Genomic DNA, 18039 nt, shown 5'->3' on the forward strand with positions numbered 1-18039 from the left:
ACTTTCTGTGTCCCCTCACGACTGCCCCGATCGAGGATCCTCATGCCCAGCAGCGCATCACCCGCCCTTTCCCACGAGCGGGGGTCCCGCCCCGAGGACGAACGGCTGGGCGCCGGGCGCACCGTGGCGTACGCCGTGCAGCACATCCTCACCATGTACGGCGGTCTGATCGCCGTGCCGCTCGTGGTGGCCAGTGCCGCCGGGTACGACGCCGCCACCACCGCCCTGCTCGTGGCCGCCGCCCTGTTCGTGGGCGGGTTCGCCACGTTCCTGCAGGCGTGGGGGCTGCCGCGGATCGGTTCCCAGCTGCCGCTCGTGCAGGGGGTCTCCTTCACCGGGATCGCCACGATGCTGTCCGTGCTGGCCACGGGGGGCGGCATCCAGTCGGTGATGGGCTCCATCATGGTGGCCTCCGCCTTCGGGTTCCTGGTGGCCCCCTTCTTTGCCCGCGTGCTGCGCTTCTTTCCGCCCGTGGTCACGGGGTCCATCATCACGACCATTGGCATCACCCTGGTGCCCGTGGCGGCGTCGTGGTCCATGGGCGGGGACGAGAAGGCACCCGGCTACGGCTCACTGGGCAACATCGCCCTGGCGGGGGTCACGCTGCTTGCCGTGCTGCTGCTGTCCAAGTTCGGCGGAGCGGTGCTGTCACGGCTGGCCATCCTGGTGGCGATCGTGGTGGGCACCGTGGTGGCGTGGGCCACCGGCATGGCGGACTTTTCGCACGTGGGGCACGGGCCGTGGGTTGCGCTGCCCTCCCCCTTCCACTTCGGTGCACCCACGTTCCACATGGCGGCGATCGTGGCCATGGGCATTGTGATCCTGGTGAACATGGCGGAGACCACCGCTGACATCCTGGCCCTGTCCGAGATCACGGGCTCGCGCATCAACTCGGCACGCATCGCGGACGGGCTGCGCGCGGACATGCTGTCCTCCGCCGTGGCGCCGGTGTTCAACTCCTTCACGCAGACGGCGTTCGTGCAGAACGTGGGCCTGGTGGCGATCACCAAGGTCAAGAGCCGCTACGTGGTGGCACTGGGCGGCGTGTTCATGGTGCTGCTGGGCATGCTGCCCGTGCTCGGCCAGGTCATCGCCGCCATCCCCCTGCCGGTGATGGGCGGTGCGGGCTTCGTGCTCTTCGGCACCGTGATGTCCTCGGGCATCCGCACGCTGGCCCGCGTGGACTACCGCGGCGGCATGAACCTGATCATCGTGGCCGTCTCCCTGTCCTTCGGCATGGTCCCGATCGTGGTCCCCACCTTCTACGACGCGTTCCCCGACTGGGTGGGCATCATCTTCTCTTCCGGTATCTCGTCCGCCGCCGTGGCCGCGCTGGTCATGAACTTCTTCTTCAACGAGATGGGCCGCAGCCGGCGCACCACCGAGGCCATGGGCATGAACACCGTGGGGCTGCGGGTGCTCTCCCCGCGCGAGGCCGGCGCACTGCAGGACGGCGACCAGTTCGTGGACGGCCGCCTGCTGGATGCCCAGGGGCAGGAGATCCCGTTCGCGTCCTCCCAGGAGCAGTACGAGTCGGTGCGCGAACGCATCAACGCGGGCGAGCTGACTTCGCTGGAGGACATTCGCCGCGCGGTGGATAACTAACCCCGGAGGACGTCGCTCCCCACCTGCGCGTCTCTCCTCCTCTTCTCCTCCGCGAGTCTCGGCCTGTGCACCGCCGGTGCTCCACCGCCGCGGATTTCTGCCCCTCCTCTGCCCCGAGGGAGCAGCCGTACGAGGGGACGCACACCGCTGCCGGGATCACGCGCTGCCCCTCATCGGCGCACCCGGTGGTAGGCCGCCACCACGTCCTGTGCACGGGGCAGCGCCAGATGTCCCGGGTGGCCCCTGTGGTGGGCCAGGGCGTCCAGTCCGTCCCGCACCACCCGCTCCAGGGCCGCGTCCACCAGCTCGGTCAGAGGAGTGCGGCCGTCGGCCGTGCGCTCGACCTCCTCCAGAAGCCGCGCAATCGCTTCCGTCTGCGAAGGGTCCACGAGCTGGCTCAGAGCGGAGAGGTCCACGTCCTCGCGGCCCCACTGGATGGTGTCGAGACCGCGAGCGCGAGCGGGTTTGTCCCTGCCGCCCCGCTGGGCGGCGCCATGGCGCGGACCGGACCGGGAGGCGTCGTGCCCCGCGGCACCGGGTCCGGACGGGGTGGCACCGCGTTCGGCCGGGACCGTGCCGGGCGCTTCCGGGGCGCCGCCAGGAACGTGCGGGCGGATCTCCCCGAAGGACGCCGCAGGACGCATGTCCTCGGGGCGTGGGAAGTCCCGCACCACCTGCCGGGCGCGGTCGGTGACATCCACGGCGCGGTAGGCGTCCATGGCCATCACCAGGTCCGCGACGTCCAGGAACGCCCCGGAGCCACCCGTGACCAGGATCGAAGACACCCCACGTTCCGTGTAGAGGGCGCCCACGCGGTCCACGAACGGGGTGATGGGCTCGCGTTCGCCCGGAACCATGGCGCGCATGCGTTCGTCCCGGACCATGAGGTTGGTGGCGCACGTGTCCTCGTCCAGCAGGAGCACCGCCGCCTGCGCCTCGACGGCCTCCACCGTGGCCGCCGCCTGGGACGTGGAGCCGGAGGCGTTGGACGTGCTGAAGTCGCGGGTGTCCGCGCCGGTGGGCAGGTTGTTGATGAACGGCGAGACGTCCGTGTGGCTCACGGCCCGGCCGTCCTCCGCGCGCACGGACATGGCGCTCGGCAGGGTGACCACGCGTTCGCGGCCGTCACCGGGAACGTGGCTGTAGACCCCGCGCTCCAGGGCCTGCAGCAGCGTGGACTTGCCGTGGTAGCCGCCACCCACGACCACCGTGACGCCCTCGGGGATCCCCATGCCGCTCACGGTCGACCCGTCTTCGAGCTCGAGCTCCACGCGCAGCTCCGGAGGCGTCTCGAACGGGACGGCGCCCCGGGCCAGCGGTTCGTCCCGGTGCCCGGAGGCGCGCGGCAGCACGGCGCTGTCCGCGACGAACGCCACGAGTCCACGCTGCGGCAGCTGCTCCCGCAGGTGCTGGGCGTCCAGGTGGGAGGTCACGTGGGCCTGCAGGGCGCGGGCGTCCAGGTTCTCGTACCGCAGCGCGCGCTCGACTACGCCCGGCAGCACCTCCGTGAGCAGCCGGTGCGCGGCATGGCCCTTGATGCGGCGGCCCGCGGCGGGCAGGGCGATCTCGCAGCGCACCTCCACGTGCGCATCCGTGGCCGCGGGGTCCGGCACCACGACGGACGAGCGCTCGAGGATCTCCTGGCCAGTGCTCTGGATGGAGATCCCGCCCGAGTCCTTGCCACCGCGCGGGCCCAGCTCACGGGCGGCACGGGAGAACTGCCGGGTGAGGAAGTCCCCGGCCGCCACGCGTCGGTCCTTCGAGGCGATCAGCCCACTCGGGATCCCCGTGCTGCGCAGGGGCAGCCGCACGCGCGCGAGGGACGGCGGGGCGTACGGGTCCGACTGCACGCGGTCCATGACGAGCTCCACCTCCCCGAGCCGCCACAAACCCTTGAGCTGCTTGTACGCGCTGTAACTGCTGCCATCCAGGCTGCGGAGGGTCTGCGAGAGGTCCGTGCGAGGTGTGCTCATGGGTCCATCGCACCACATGTGCGGGGGCCGGGGCACGCGGCAGGGCAGCCTCCCCGTGCGGTTTCCCACAAGCAACGGGCCGGGGGGACCAGGCCCAAGCGAGCGCTGCGCGCCCCGGGCCCCGTTCACATCTCAGGCTCTGCGTGCCTGCACCCGCCCGAGCACCAGCGCCGCCACAAGGCACAGCACGTATGCCCCGGCGATGGCGGCCCATCCGGCGGTGAACGCCCCCGTGAGGTCCACGAGCTGGCCCACCACCACGGGCCCCAGCGCGAAGCCCAGGTACATCCCGGTGGCCACCAGTCCGGACGCCACACCGATCCGTTCCCCGGACACGGCGGCGACGATTCCCGAGTTGATCACCACGTTCGCGGCCAGCGGCAGCGCGGCGTGGAAGGCGACGCCCAGCCACATGAGCCAGTGCTGCTGCGTCGTCTCCGCGAGCACGAGCAGCCCGAGCCCCACGATCCCGCCCAGGCTCATGACCTGGATCAGCGGTGCGGGTCTGCCGAGCCTGCCGGTCACCCGGCCCCACCCGATCCGGCTTCCGATCCCGATCACCCCCATCATGCCCAGCAGCAACCCGGCCACCGTGACGGTGTACCCCATGGCCCGCACCGCGAACAGGGACGCGTACACGTTCACGCCCTGCGTGCCCACCGCGTTGAGGAAGGACGTCAGCGTCAGCAGCCACACCGCGGGCGGCAGCGCCCCTGACGACGCCGCGGCGGAGGGCGCGACGGGAGAGGGAGCGGGCGGCGTCGTCGGGGTGTTCTCTCGGGCGCGGCGCTGTAGCCGGGTGACCACGGTCCACCCCGTGATGAGCAGGGGAACGCACAGCAGCGCGCCGAACAGTGCGGCACCTCGCCACCCGAACGCCGCGCCCGCCACCGGGAACGTGAGGCCCGCGACCAGCAGACCCACCTGCACCCCGGACTGCTTCCACCCCATCCACGCGGAGCGCTGGGCCAGCGGCACGCGCTGCGCGACGATGCGGTTGGTCACCGGGTTGGAAAAGGACTGCGCGAGACCCGCAATCAGGGCCGCGACCAGCAGCATGGCGTAGGACTGCCACGTGGCGCTGAGCAGGAACGCCACCAGCACACCCCCGAAGATCAGGGTGAGCTGCACGCGGGTGTCAATGCGGTCCGCGAGCACTCCCAGCAGCGGTGCCGCGAGACCCGCTACCACGAACACCGCCGTGATGATGAACCCATACTGCCCCTCGGTGATCCCGTAGCTCTCCACGATGGTGGCGCTCAGCGCACCCACCCCGTAGTTGAACACCGGCCCGGCGGCCATCGCGGCCATGAGCACCGCCAGCAGGATTCCGGGGGCCTTGCGCGTCGGCGCGGATGGGGTGCGGGTCACAGTCGATCACCCTAGCCCCGCACCGCGCCCTCGACCTCCCGTAGGCTTTCCCCACGACTGAGAAAGGCGGACGTCATGAGTGACTCACTGGATCCGGAGCTCGCCCGGGCCCTGCAGGAACCGGCGCGGCTGGTGCGCGCGGACCCTGCACTGCTGGACACGGTCCGCCAGGCGGGTTCCCCTGCCCAGGCGGAACTGATGCGCCGCGTTTCAGACGTGCGCACCGTGGAGGACCGGTACGCGGCGGCCGCCATGCTCGCCGCCCTCTTCGGCCACCGCGGCCCGCTGGACCAGGCCGCCCAGGGCTACGGCAGCACCCCGCCGTCCGAACTGCTCGCGCTCGCGGACGTCCCGGCGCTCCAGCCCGCCCTGCGGGAATCCCTGTCCTCCCCCGTCCGCACCGGCCTGCTGGAGTGGGCCACCACCGCGGACCCTTCTCACCCGCCCCTCGAACTCGCCATGGCGGCCCGGGATCTCGGGCTGTCCGACACTGCAGTGCTGCGTTCCGTCGCGGATCGCGCGGACCAGGTCGCCCACGACGCGGCACCCGCGCAGCGGGAGCCACTGGCCCGTTTCTCGGAAGTGCTGCGCGCGGCGGCGGACAACCCCCGGGACGGCGGAGCGGCGGCGTCGTCCGCGCCCGGTTCGATGCCGACGCCGCAGGGTCCCGTCGGCTCGCAGGGCCCCGCGGTCACGACCACCGGCATCCCGGCCTCCGAGATGCTGGGTGAGGACGAGCTGGACGAGCCCTCCCGGCCCGGACATCGCTACCCGGGCGAGGGTGTGCCCGTGCGCGACTCGATCGCGGGCCCCGGCGCCAACGCACCGCGGCAGACCTGGGAGCCGGGCAGCCTCTCGGGACGTCCCACCGGCGGCGAGTCCCAGGACGGGAACGACGCCGCCCACCCGGCCGGTCCCTCGGGCTCGCCCGACCGCCACGGACCGCCGGTGCCCCCGCGCGAACCGTCCACCAACGAGCTGTATTACGGCGTGGGCAGCGACCGGTACGCGGACCGGGACCCGGACAGCGAGCAGACCCGGGCCGAGGACCGCCACGTGGCCCGCAACTGGGCCATCGTGTTCGCAGTGATCGTGGCGGTCATCGTGGTGCTGGTGCTCCTGTTCTGACCGCTTCAGGACCGCCGACCCCCGCCGGGCCGGTAGGTTGGCCAGATCCGCCAGGCCCTGCCTGTTGCGCCACCCGATCGAGTCCAGCTGCCCGTCGGTGAGCGGCTCGGTCATCAGCGCGTAGTCGGAGACCGGGACGGTCTTGAGCCTGTCGCGCTCGAGCAGGGACGGGAACACGTTGGTGGCCAGCACGGCACGAGGCGCCCCCACGAGCCCGGCGTCAGTGCGGGCCACCACGCCGTCACCCGAGGTGTCCAGCTCGGTCACGCGGCTGTATTCGTGGATCCCGCCACCCAGCTCCGTGACCACCCGGGCCAGTGTGGCGGGGTGGACCATGGCACACCTCCGCTTCCTCCACCGCCCGGCGGGGTACGTGGGGAGCGGACCTGCCCACGCACCACGCGCTCATCCAGGAAGACGCTGGAACCGTCCTCGGCATGGGGCTCGTTCAGCCACTGCACCCGGTGAGGCTCCCCGGCCGGGTTGAGAATACCCGTGCGCTCGAAGTCCACGTCCTTCCCATGGTGCTCAATCGGGGCGAGCGCGGCCGCGGTCCGGGCCGCTCTGCGGTGTATTCGAGCAGCACTCGACCGCGCCCCGTGGTGATGGGCGGTCATGCGGCGCCCGCGGGGATGTCGACGGTGTTGAGGACGCTGTATGGCTGGTTGTCCCCCATGCCGGACACCGCCGAAGGGCAGGCCCGCTCCGCCTGACGGAACCCCCGGGTAGCGTGGACCAGGTGACTACTGAACAGAACGGCACCGCATTCTGGCAGCACGGCGTGGTGGTGCGCGGCGCGCGCCAGAACAACCTCCGGGACGTCTCCCTGGACCTGCCCCGGGACTCCATCGTGGTGTTCACGGGGGTGTCCGGCTCGGGGAAGTCGTCCCTCGCGTTCGGCACGCTGTTCGCGGAGTCGCAGCGACGCTACCTGGAGTCCGTGGCGCCGTACGCGCGCCGGCTGATCGACCAGGCGGGTGTCCCGGACGTGGACGTGATTGAGGGGCTGCCGCCCGCCGTCGCCCTCCAGCAGCAGCGCGGCGGGGGCGGAGCGCGCTCGGACGTGGCCACCGTGACCACGCTGTCGAGCCTGGTCCGGATGCTGTACTCTCGCGCCGGTTGGTACCCGCCGGAACAGGCCATGCTCTACGCGGAGGACTTCTCCGCGAACACTGTGCAGGGCGCGTGCCCCACGTGCCACGGGATCGGGCGGGTCTACGAGGTCACCGAGGACACCATGGTCCCGGACCCGTCGCTGACCATCCGTGAGCGCGCCGTCGCCTCCTGGCCCGTGGCGTGGGCGGGGCAGAACCAGCGGGACATCCTGGTCTCCCTGGGCTACGACGTGGACACCCCTTGGAAGGACCTGCCGAAGAAGGACCGGGACTGGATTCTCTACACCGAGGACCGCCCCACGGTGGGCGTGTACCGCGGGCTCACCCCGAACCAGACGCGCAAGGCCCAGGAGGAGGGTGTGGAGGCCACGTACCAGGGCACGTTCATCGGGGCGCGGCGCTACGTGCTGGACACCTTCGCCAACGCGAAGAGCCCGAGCACCAAGAAGCGCGCGGCCCAGTACCTCACGAGCGAACTGTGTCCGGAGTGCCACGGCAAGAAGATCAAGCACGAGTCCCTGTCCGTGACGTTCGAGGGCTTGGACATCGCGGAGTTCTCGCACCTGCCGCTCGCACGCGTGGCGGAGATCGCGCGCTCGGTGACTGCGGAGGACTGGACCCCGGGTGAGGCCCAGCACCTGGAGGACCGCGTGCTCGACGCCGAGGCCCGCGCCGCCTCCACCGCCTCGCGGGTCGCGGAGGGCGGTGCCTCGCACGACGCCGCCCCGGACGTCCGGCGCACCCCGAACCTCTCCGTGGAGAAGCGGGCCGCCGCGCAGCGCCTCGCCGCGGACCTCGTGGCGCGGCTGCGGCCCATGATCGACCTGGGCCTGGGCTACCTCTCCCTGGACCGCACCACGCCCACGCTCTCCGGGGGTGAGCGGCAGCGGCTGCGGCTGGCCACCCAGCTCTCGTCCCAGCTCTTCGGGGTGGTCTACGTGCTCGACGAGCCCTCCGCAGGTCTGCACCCCCGGGACCTGGACGCGCTCATTGGGATCCTGCACGGACTCAAGGACCGCGGCAACAGCCTGTTCGTGGTGGAGCACTCCCTGACCGTGATCCACGAGGCGGACTGGCTCGTGGACATCGGCCCGGACGCCGGCGAGCGCGGCGGGCGGGTGCTCTACAGCGGTAAGCCGAGCGGTCTCGCGGAAGTTCCCGAGTCCGCGACACGCCGCTACCTCTTCGCCGAGCATGCGCCGTCGGCAGAGGCGCGCGAGCCCCGCACGCCGCAGGGGTGGCTGCAGCTCGAAGGCGTCACGCGCAACAACCTGCGCGGCCTGGGCGTGAGCCTCCCCGCTGGGTGCCTCACCGCCGTCACCGGCATCTCCGGCTCGGGCAAGTCCAGCCTGGTCAGTCAGGCGCTGCCGGTGCTGGTGCGCGAGCGGCTGGGCCACGGCGGCCAGGAGGACACGGAGATCACCGGGGACCCGGAGTCGGACCTGCTGACCGCCGACGACGCCGCGGACGAGGTGCGCGGGCACGTCGTCTCCCTGCCGGGGAGCGTGCGGCGCGTCGTCGTGATCGACCAGAAGCCCATCGGGCGCACCCCGCGCTCCAACGTGGCCACCTATACCGGGCTGTTCGACGCCGTCCGCAAGCTCTACGCCGCCACGGACGAGGCGAAACGGCGCGGTTACAAGGCCGGGCGGTTCTCGTTCAACGTGGCCAGCGGGCGCTGCCCCACGTGCGAGGGCGAGGGCAGCGTGATGGTGGAGCTGCTGTTCCTGCCGAGCATCTACGCACCCTGCCCGGACTGCCACGGCACCCGCTACAAGGCCGAGACCCTGGAGGTGCTGTGGCGGGAGCGCTCCGTGGCGGATGTGCTGGCCATGAGCGTGGACGAGGCGCACACGTTCTTCGAGGGCGAGGACGCCGTCCACCACACCCTGGGCGTGCTGCGGGACGTGGGACTCGGCTACCTGCGGCTGGGCCAGCCCGCCACCGAGCTCTCCGGCGGGGAGGCGCAGCGGGTCAAGCTCGCCTCCGAGCTGCAGCGGGCCTCGCGCGGGGACACGCTCTACGTGCTGGACGAGCCCACCGCCGGACTGCACCCCGCGGACAGCGACCGGCTCATGAACCACCTGCAGGGGCTGGCAGACGCGGGCAACACGGTGGTCATGGCCGAGCTGGACATGCGCATGGTTGCCCAGGCCGATCACGTGATCGACATGGGCCCGGGTGCCGGCTCGGACGGCGGGCGGGTGGTTGTCGCGGGCACTCCCGCCGACGTCGCGGCGCACCCGGACAGCGCCACTGCACCGTACCTGCGGGCCGTGCTGGGCTGACCCGGCGGTCGGGCCGGGTGGTCTGCACGGGCAGGGGGATGGCCCGGCCCCAGCGGCGGCGCCAAACGGCGTCATGCCGCCGCGGCGTCGTCGAAACCTCGTAATGTTGTCCCCGGGGAAGACGTCGTGTGTGCCACCTCACCACGGCGTGGGGACGCACCGCGGCCGCATCACTGCGGGCAGCGGGCTGGCCATGCACCACCGCCCGCAGGGGCCGTGACGCACGAGACGGGGGAACACCGAGATGACCGATCCTGGAACGCACCGGCACCGCGGAGCGCACCGCGCCGAACGCCGCGGGCCGAGCGGCACGCTGCTGACCTGGCTGGCCCTGGGCCTGGTGGCCGTCCTGCTGCTGCTCGCCGCCGTCTTCCTGATCCCGCGCGGGGACGACGCCGCGAGCGAGAACCCCTCGGACGCCGCCTCGAGCGCCGCGTCCGGTGACGCGAGTACGGCGGGTGGGGAGCCCGTCGTCGTTGCCCGCGCCAAGACCAGCGCGACCACCTGGTCCGCCGTGCTGCAGGACAGCAACGTGGAGCTGGGGCGCCCCCAGGAGGACGCCGGCACGCGCGAGCTGGTCTCCCGTGCGCTGGGCGAGGCCGAGAACGGGCGCGCGGATAAGGCCGCCACGGACGAGGCCCTGAAATTCCGTGCGCGCACGGAGGGCGACGCCGCGCCCGTGCGCAGTGCCGACGAGCGGCTCGAGCAGCTCGTCAAGCACTCCACCGCGGCGACCACCGCCAGCCCGAGCCCACTGAGCCCCGCCCTGGCCGCGGGCGCGGCCTCCGGCGCCCCGCCGCGCAGCGCGACCGTGGTTTCTCGCGCGGAGTGGGACGCCTACCACTCCCGTAACGCGGACACGGAGCTCGTGGCGAGCACCCCCGGCGACGACGCCCCCACCGCGGACGACGCCGCCCTGCAGCAGGCGCTCGCCCAGTGGCAGCACCTGGCGGAACCGTTCCACGCACTCGTGGCGATCGACGCCTCCGGGTCCATGGGCGAGAAGGTGGACCAGGACGGCTCCACCCGCATGGATCTGACGAAGGCCGCCGCCGCGACCGCCGTGGGGCTGTTCCCCGAGCACGACGCCCTCGGCCTGTGGACCTTCCAGCGGCACCTGGACGGGGACAAGGACTACCGCTCCCTCACCCCGGTGCGCGAGCTCTCCGCGTCGGTGGACGGCGGCACCCAGCGGGACCAGCTCTCCCGGGACGTGGAGTCCCTGACCTACGCCCCGGACGGCTACACCGGCCTGTACGACACCACCCTGGCCGCCTACCGCGAGGTGCTCCACGAAGACGCCCCCGGGCATCTGCGCACGGTGATCGTCCTGACCGACGGCATGAACCACGACCCCGGCTCCATCTCCCTCGACAACCTGCTCACCATGCTCAAGGACGAGCAGGACCCGGACAACCCCGTGCGCATCATCACCGTGGGCATCTCGAAGGACGCGGACGCGAAGGTGCTGCAGCAGATCGCGGAGACAACGGGCGGCTCCTCCCACATCGCCCGCACCCCGGAGGATATCCAGGACGTGTTCGTGAAGGCGCTCACGAGCGAGTGACCCGGTCCTCCGGCAAGCGCCAACCCGTTCGGCCAATGCTCCCGTGCCCTGGCCCTCGGTACCGTGGAGACATGACTGCCCAGGCCTCACGACGGACCCGGCTCTACTTCCCCGGCGCCCTCCTGGCCGTGCTGGCGGCGACTCTCCTCACGTTCACCGACGTCGCCTGGCGCGGTCTCATCGGGTGGGCCCTCCTGCTGGTGGCGGTGCTCGTGATGGTGACCGGTGGGCTGACGTGGCGGCAGCAGACGGAGAACACCAGGGGGCGGTGAATCTGAGGCGCGAAATGCCCCGGGGCCAGGAGCCGCACCGTGGGCCGGGGAGCGGCGCACCGGAACCGCCCCTCACGGCACGAGCCGTGCCACCGTGAATCGGGAGCGCGACTCGTGGTCGGTCAGGCGTCAGGGGCGACGCCACCGGGTCACCGCACCAGCTCGTCCACCACCCGCTGCATGGACTGGCTGTGGTTGCCGAAGCGGTGCATGGTGATGGACACGGCCTGCTCGGCCAGCATGTACATCATCTCCACGCGCCCGGCGCCCACCACGTCCTCGGTGATCAGGGCGATGTCCGGGTGCTCGGCGCGCACTGCGTAGAGGTCCTTGAGGTCCTCCTCGGAGCCGTCCCACGGGGAGATCACGCGGACGCGGGCGCCGTGGCGGACGTCGAGGGCGTCGTCGTCCAGGGCGCGCAGGTCCGAGAGCTGACCCAGCGGGCCCAGGGAACCGGTGCCCAGGGCGTGCGCGAACTCGGCGTCGGACGCCGGGTTCAGCACCGTGGCGAACAGCCCGTTCACGGCTGCGGGCAGCGAGTCCGCGGCGCTGAGGACCACCTGCGAACCCGAGCGCACGGCCGCGAGGCCCACCCGCAGGACGTCCATGAGGGACGCCCCTTCCTGGGCGCGCACCACCACGGTGCGGGGGCGGTAGCGGAACAGGTTGGCCTCGCTGAGCAGGGCCGTGGGGTCCTTGACCTGGCCGAACTCGCGCTGCCACTCGGACTGGTCGGACTGCGCGGCGCGGCGCAACCACACGAGGTCCTCGTCCGAGATCAGCGGGGTCACGGCGTCCAGTGCGCGGTGCACACGCGGGTCCAGAACCCACGCACCGGCCGCACCGCGGTCCGTGCTGGAGGACGAGAACCCGGCGCGCTTCCAGCGGCCCAGCGACGCCAGGTAGTTGGGGCCACCGGCCTTCGCGCCGAGACCCACGGAGGAGCGCTTCCAGCCGCCGAACGGCTGGCGCTGCACGATCGCACCCGTGATCCCGCGATTGACGTAGAGGTTGCCCGCCTGGACGGTGTCCACCCAGCGCAGGATCTCGTCCGCGTCCAGCGAGTGGATGCCCGCGGTGAGCCCGTAGTCCGTGGCGTTCTGCAGCTCCACGGCCTCCTCGAGGCTGTCCGCGGACATGAGCCCCAGGACGGGGCCGAAGCACTCGGTGAGGTGGAAGAAGGACCCCGGCTTCACACCGGTGCGGATCCCGGGACGCCACAACCGCCCGGTGTCGTCCAACTGCTTGGGCTCGATCAGCCATTCCTCGCCGGGTTCCAGCTGGGTCAGCGCCCGCAGTAGCTTGTCGCCGGGCTGTTCCACGGTGGGGCCCACGCTCGCCTGAAGGTTCACGGGCCAGTCCACGACCATGGAGGACGCCGCGTCCACGAGCTGACGGCGGAACCGCTCGGACGTGGCCACGGACCCCACGAGGATCCCGAGCGATGCCGCGGAGCACTTCTGCCCCGCGTGACCGAACGCGCTGGACACCAGGTCCCACACCGCCTGGTCACGGTCCGCGCTGGGCGTGATCACGAGCGCGTTCTTCCCGGAGGTCTCGGCCGTGAGGGGCCGCGCGGGATCCCACGACGCGAACAACTGCGCCGTCTCGTACGCGCCCGTGAGCACCACGCGCTCCACGTCCGGGTGGGAGATCAGCTGCTGACCGGCCTCCCCCTCCACGGGGGCCACGAGCTGTAGCACGTCCCGGGGCACACCGGCCTCCCACAGTGCTTCACACATGGCGGTGGAGCAGCGCCGCGATTCGGGCGAGGGCTTGTGGATCACGGCCGAGCCCGTGGCCAGGGGCGCCACCGTAGTGCCCGTGGGGATAGCCAGCGGGAAGTTCCACGGCGGGGTCACCACGGTCACGGCGTGCGGCACGAAGTCCCCGCCGTCCACGGCGGCCAGCTCGAGCGCGCGCCGTGCGTAGTAGCGGCAGAAGTCCACCGCCTCGGAGACCTCCGGATCGCTCTGCCCCAACACCTTGCCCGTCTCCGCGCCGGCCACGGCCATGAGGTGACCGCGGCGCGCGGCCAGGATGTCCCCGGCGCGGTTGAGGATCTCGGCGCGCTCGCGAGCGGGCGTGGCGGCCCACCGCTGCCCCGCGGCCTTGGCGGTGGCGACGACGTCGTTCACGGCCTCGACCGCATCCCCCGAGTTCTCCTCGACGTCCCGCAGCAGCTCGGGGACCGCCAGCGATTCGTACCACTGTGGGTCCCCGATGCGTTCGGCGATCTCCTCCGCCCACTTCTGGTTGGCGGGGACGGAGACGTCCGTGTCCGGTTCGTTGCGGAACGGCTCGTCCAGGGGGATCGTGGGGGTCTCCCCCGCGGTTTCCGCGCGGCGGTCCTGCACGCGCCGCGGATCGAGCGCCTGGGGATCGTCCTCGAGGTCAGCGAGCGCCGCCCGGAACCGGGCCTCCTCGCGCTGGAAGACCCAGTTGTCCGGACCCAGGTCGAAGATCCCGGACATGAAGTTCTCGTTCGCGGAGTTCTCCTCAAGCCGCCGCACCAGGTAGGACACGGCGACGTCGAACTCCGCGGGCTTCACGGCCGGCACGTACAGCAGCAGCTGGCCCACGTCCTCGGAGACGGCGTCGCTCTGGTTGGTGGCCATGCCCTGGAGCATCTCGAACTCGATGCGGCCGGTGACACCGCGCTCCGCCGCGAGCAGGTGCGCGAAGGCGATGTCGAACAGGTTGTGCCCGGCCACGCCCAGGCGCATGCCCTTCATGCGCTCGGGGTGGAACAGCCAGGACAGCACCCGCTTGTAGTTGGTGTCCGTGGCCTGTTTGGACTCCAGCGTGGCCAGGGGCCAGCCGTGCATCTCGGCGTCCACGTTCTCCATGGCGAGGTTCGCGCCCTTGACCAGGCGCACCTTGATCTGTGCGCCGCCGTCCGCGACGCGCTGTCCGGACCACTCGGAGAGCCGCTCCACGGCGCCGAGGGCGTCCGGGAGATAGGCCTGGATGACGATGCCGGCCTCGAGGTTCTCCAGCTGGGGCTTGTTCAGCAGCCGCTGGAACACCTCGATGGTCAGTTCGAGGTCCGAGTAGACCTCCATGTCCAGGTTGATGAACATCTTGCCGGTGCCCTTGGTGGCGGCCGTTTCATACAGCGGCAGCAGGCGCTCGACGACGCGCTCCGCGGTGCGCTCGAAGCCCCAGTGGGACAGCTGCGGCACCACGGAGGAGACCTTGAGGGAGACGTAGTCCACGTCCTCGCGGCGCAGCAGGCCCTCGGCGTCCGCGAGGTGCTTCTTGGCCTCGTCCTCGCCGAGCACCTCCTCGCCCAGGAGGTTGATGTTCAGCCGGTGCCCGTGCAAGCGTAAGGCCTTGACGGACTTCCCGAACGGGCCGGGGCGGGCGTCCACGACCATGTGGCCGACCATCTGGCGCAGACGGGTGCGCGCCGCGGGGACCACCACGGAGGGCAGCACCCCGGACAGCACTGTCCCCGCCTGGATCTGTGCGCGGTCCGCGGCCGGCATGGACTGCGGGGTCAATTTCGCGATGTCCTGCAGGGCCTTGGCCGCGGCCTTCGTGTCCTCCGTGCGGATCACGCGGTCCACGAAGCCCACCGTGAACTCCAGTCCGTTGGGGTCCTGGAGCACGGCGGCCAGACGGTCCTCCGCGGGGTTCTTCTGGGTGTTCTTGCGCTGGTTCTCCTGAGCCCTGAGCAGCCACGTGCGCACGAGGTCCACGGCGGGATCGGCGAGGGCATGAGGATCGGTTCCGGTATTGACGGTGCGTGCCATTGCAGCGCCTCCAAAGTCTCGGCCCGGGAAGGATGCCGAGGCACTCCCTCGGCCACCAGCCGAGTCTCACCGGGCCCGGCGTGGCTGGTTCTCACACGCTATCGTGATCCCCGCCACGGCTAAGAATCGCCGACCTACGACCGATCGAGCTCCGCCTGCAGGATGTCCAGCACCCGGATGAGGTTCAGGTGGGCCTCCACCTGCGGGAAGTTGCCGGTGGCCCGGCGCTGGGACGGCGAATACGTGGACGGCAGCAGACCCAACTCGTTGGCCGTGCCGAGCACGAGGTCCGTGAGCCGCGTGGCGTCCCCCGTGTGTCCGCACAACGCCAACTGTTCGGCCAGTTGCAGGGTCGCGGACACGGACGGCACCGACTGCCCCGCGAAACCGTCCTGACCGATCGAGGACGCGAACGCCTCGGCGTCGTCCAGGTCGGTGAGCTGCGGGAGGTTGCGGTAGCGGTGCAGCAGCCCCGATCGGTCCGTGAGCTCCTTGCGGATGCGCGCCACGGTGCCGAGCATGCGTTCGTCGTCGTAGGCCACGAAACCCACCGTGGGCAGCTGCAACAGGGAGGCGTCCACGTCCGTGGAGCCGTAGTACTGCACGAACGAACCCACCTGGGGGTCGTAACCGTTGGTCCAGATCTCGTGCGCGAGCTGGTCCCGGTGTTCCTCCCACGTCTCCACGTCCCCGGGCAGCCCGTGGATCCGCACGGCGTCCACGCCGGCCTGCAGCGCGGCCCACATCATCACGCGCGAGTGCGTGTAGTACTGGGGTTCGCCGCGCATCTCCCAGACGCCCTGGTCCTTCTCCTCGTAGTTGGCCACGACGGCGCGCAGCAACGCCTGCTGCAACGGCCAGGACAGGTGGTCCTCCTGCACGCCGCGCCGACGCAGCATCTCGAACACCCGCAGCACGTGACCGGCCACGTCCGCCTGGTAGTGGTTGCCGGATGCGTTGCCCTCGCGCACCGGGCGCGATCGCTCGTAACCCGGCAGGTCCACGAGGCGTTCGCGGATCTGCCCGGAGCCGTCCAGCGTGTAGATGTTGGAGGGGTTGTCCACGTCCCCGGCCACGGCGCGCAGCAGCCAGTTGCGCAGTTGCGCGGCCTCCCGGTCGTGGCCGTGGTCCAGCATGATCTCCAGCGCGGAGGCCGCGTCCCGGGGCCACGCGTGGCGGTGGTCCCAGTTGCGTTCCCCGCCCAGCACCTCCGGCACGGACGTGGTGTCCGCGGCGATCAGTCCGCCCGTGGCCTGGTGCATGAGCCCGCGCACCACGAGCAGGCTGCGGCGGATGATGTCCTCGGGGGCGTCCTGGGTGCTCGTGAAGTGCACCGTCTCCTGGGCGTCGGCGTCCGCCGGGCGGTCCCCGTGACGCCCCACGTCCCGGCCGGACGCGGGCTCGCCCGCGTCTCTTCTTTCCGCCGACGACGCCGCCCACGCGCCGTCGTCCCCGTCCTCCGGGAGCTCCGGGTCCGCTGTGGGGTCCGTGAGCGGATCGTACGGTTCGTACAGATCCGTCCACTCCTGCCACAGGTTCAGCGTGGCCGTGAGGGTCTCGTTGACGTCCACCGCTTCCGGCGGGACGCCGTGGGACGGGAACCACGTGAGCGTGAAGTCCCTGGTCTGGCCCGCGGCCACCGTGAAGGAGCCCGCATGGCGCCGCTTGCGGCGGTCCGGGTCCGCCTCCGGCAGCGGGTCACCGTGGAACACCACGGAATCGGGGCCGGCCATGCCCACGAGCACGGACTCCGCGACCGCGCCCTCCTCCGATTCCTCCTCGAGCACGTCGAAGCGGCTCAGCCACGGGACCGACGAGCCGTAGTTGAAGCGCAGCCGCAGGTCCTGGAACATCTCGACCTCGCCCGTGAGGCCCTCCACCCGGCGGATCAGTTCCGTGCGGGAGTTCAGGGGCATGAAATCGGTGACCCGCACCACGCCGGTGTCCGTGGTCCACACGGTGTGCAGCACGAACGTGTTCTCCGCGTAGAACCGCTCCACCGCGGTGACGCCGGGCAGGGAGAGGTCCACCGCGGCGTCGTCGTCCACGGCGCAGTACGGCGCCAGCAACCAGCGGCCGTGGTCTGGGGTGCCCAGCAGCGCCGCGAACAGCGCGGGCGAATCGAAGCTCGGGACGCACCACCAGTCCACCGAGCCATGACGGGAGACCAACGGCCCACTGCGCATGTTGGAGAGCAGGGCGTAGTCCTCGATCTTGGAAGCCATGGGCCCAGAATCCCACAAACGCCCTGGCGGCTCACGCCGGAGCATGGGCGCCCGTGTCGAGGAACGGGCCCCTGCCCTCAGGGGAAGTCTGGCCGGATGGCCACTGGGTTCGGTGACGTTCCGCCACTAACGTGGTTTGTTCGTTGTCCGCGTTCCCGACAGGAAGAACCCCATGACGTGCCCGGCCCAGCCGCTCCCCCGCTCAACGCAGCCCGGTGAGTCCGTCGGCCCCCTGCGCGCCATTGGTAACTTCCTGCGCAAGGGGACCACGTTCTCCGGGCGTGCGTCGCGATCCGAATACTGGTGGATCGCCTTGTATTCGTTCCTCTTCTCGGTGGCCTGCAACTTCGCGCAGGACCGGGGGTACCTGGACTGGCCGGACGTGGACGGTGGAGCCAGCGTCGCGCTGATGCTACTCGCCCTGGTCACGCTGCTCGTCTCCGTCCTCCTGTTCATCTTCGCCATCGCACTGCCCGTCCGACGACTGCACGACGCCAATCTCTCCGGGCTCTGGTACCTCCTGATCCTGGTCCCCTTCCTGGGCGCTCCGGCACTGCTCATCCTGGTGCTGCTGCCCCCGGACCCGCGGGGCGTGCGCTTCGACAACCAGCTCCTGCCGCAGGCACCGGGCGCGGGCTCTCGCTGAGCGGTTTCCTCAGCCACAGCACGTGGACGCGCACGGGCCCGGCAGCACCATGCGGTCAGTGCCTCCCCACTGCCACCCGGTGGCGCCACAC

10 protein-coding genes are annotated in these 18039 nt (G+C 71.3%); 6 read left to right on the forward strand and 4 right to left on the reverse strand.

Annotated elements, in window-relative coordinates:
* Positions 1 to 42 precede the first annotated feature (42 nt).
* Positions 43 to 1605 carry a nucleobase:cation symporter-2 family protein gene (locus J1M36_RS04860; RefSeq protein WP_206478761.1) on the forward strand — a complete coding sequence of 521 codons (1563 nt, stop codon included), beginning with the start codon at positions 43 to 45 and terminating at the stop codon, positions 1603 to 1605.
* Positions 1606 to 1775: 170 nt separating this feature from the next.
* Here the strand turns inward: J1M36_RS04860 and J1M36_RS04865 are convergent, their stop codons facing one another.
* Both J1M36_RS04865 and J1M36_RS04870 read right to left on the reverse strand, forming a co-directional pair.
* Positions 1776 to 3578, reverse strand: a complete 1803-nt coding sequence (locus tag J1M36_RS04865) for an ABC-ATPase domain-containing protein (RefSeq protein WP_206478762.1) — start codon at positions 3576 to 3578, stop codon at positions 1776 to 1778.
* A 132-nt stretch (positions 3579 to 3710) separates the two neighbouring features.
* On the reverse strand, positions 3711 to 4949 hold the full coding sequence (locus J1M36_RS04870) for an MFS transporter (protein WP_082943316.1): 1239 nt from the start codon (positions 4947 to 4949) through the stop codon (positions 3711 to 3713).
* Positions 4950 to 5024: 75 nt separating this feature from the next.
* On the opposite strand from J1M36_RS04870, the gene J1M36_RS04875 reads away from it, so the two are divergent.
* From J1M36_RS04875 to J1M36_RS04890, 4 genes are all read left to right on the forward strand, one after another.
* Positions 5025 to 6077: a hypothetical protein gene (locus tag J1M36_RS04875; RefSeq protein ID WP_064846445.1), complete on the forward strand. Its 1053-nt coding sequence runs from the start codon at positions 5025 to 5027 to the stop codon at positions 6075 to 6077.
* 739 nt (positions 6078 to 6816) lie between these two features.
* Positions 6817 to 9480 carry an excinuclease ABC subunit UvrA gene (locus J1M36_RS04880; protein ID WP_206478763.1) on the forward strand — a complete coding sequence of 888 codons (2664 nt, stop codon included), beginning with the start codon at positions 6817 to 6819 and terminating at the stop codon, positions 9478 to 9480.
* A 244-nt stretch (positions 9481 to 9724) separates the two neighbouring features.
* The gene (locus J1M36_RS04885; RefSeq protein ID WP_206478764.1) at positions 9725 to 11047 is read left to right on the forward strand and encodes a VWA domain-containing protein; all 1323 of its coding nucleotides are present in this window, start codon (positions 9725 to 9727) and stop codon (positions 11045 to 11047) included.
* Between the two features lie 71 nt (positions 11048 to 11118).
* Positions 11119 to 11319, forward strand: coding sequence for a hypothetical protein (locus J1M36_RS04890; RefSeq protein WP_206478765.1), 201 nt, complete (start codon positions 11119 to 11121; stop codon positions 11317 to 11319).
* 149 nt (positions 11320 to 11468) lie between these two features.
* Here J1M36_RS04890 and J1M36_RS04895 read toward each other — a convergent pair whose 3' ends face one another.
* Positions 11469 to 15077, reverse strand: coding sequence for a bifunctional proline dehydrogenase/L-glutamate gamma-semialdehyde dehydrogenase (locus tag J1M36_RS04895; protein WP_206478766.1), 3609 nt, complete (start codon positions 15075 to 15077; stop codon positions 11469 to 11471).
* Positions 15078 to 15211: 134 nt separating this feature from the next.
* Positions 15212 to 17347, reverse strand: coding sequence for a glycoside hydrolase family 15 protein (locus tag J1M36_RS04900; RefSeq protein ID WP_274606023.1), 2136 nt, complete (start codon positions 17345 to 17347; stop codon positions 15212 to 15214).
* Between the two features lie 127 nt (positions 17348 to 17474).
* On the opposite strand from J1M36_RS04900, the gene J1M36_RS04905 reads away from it, so the two are divergent.
* The gene (locus tag J1M36_RS04905; RefSeq protein WP_206478768.1) at positions 17475 to 17948 is read left to right on the forward strand and encodes a DUF805 domain-containing protein; all 474 of its coding nucleotides are present in this window, start codon (positions 17475 to 17477) and stop codon (positions 17946 to 17948) included.
* The last annotated feature ends 91 nt before the right edge of the window (positions 17949 to 18039 follow it).

Origin of the sequence: Kocuria sp. KRD140 (genome assembly GCF_017168375.1) — a bacterium.
GTDB lineage: Bacteria > Actinomycetota > Actinomycetes > Actinomycetales > Micrococcaceae > Kocuria > Kocuria marina.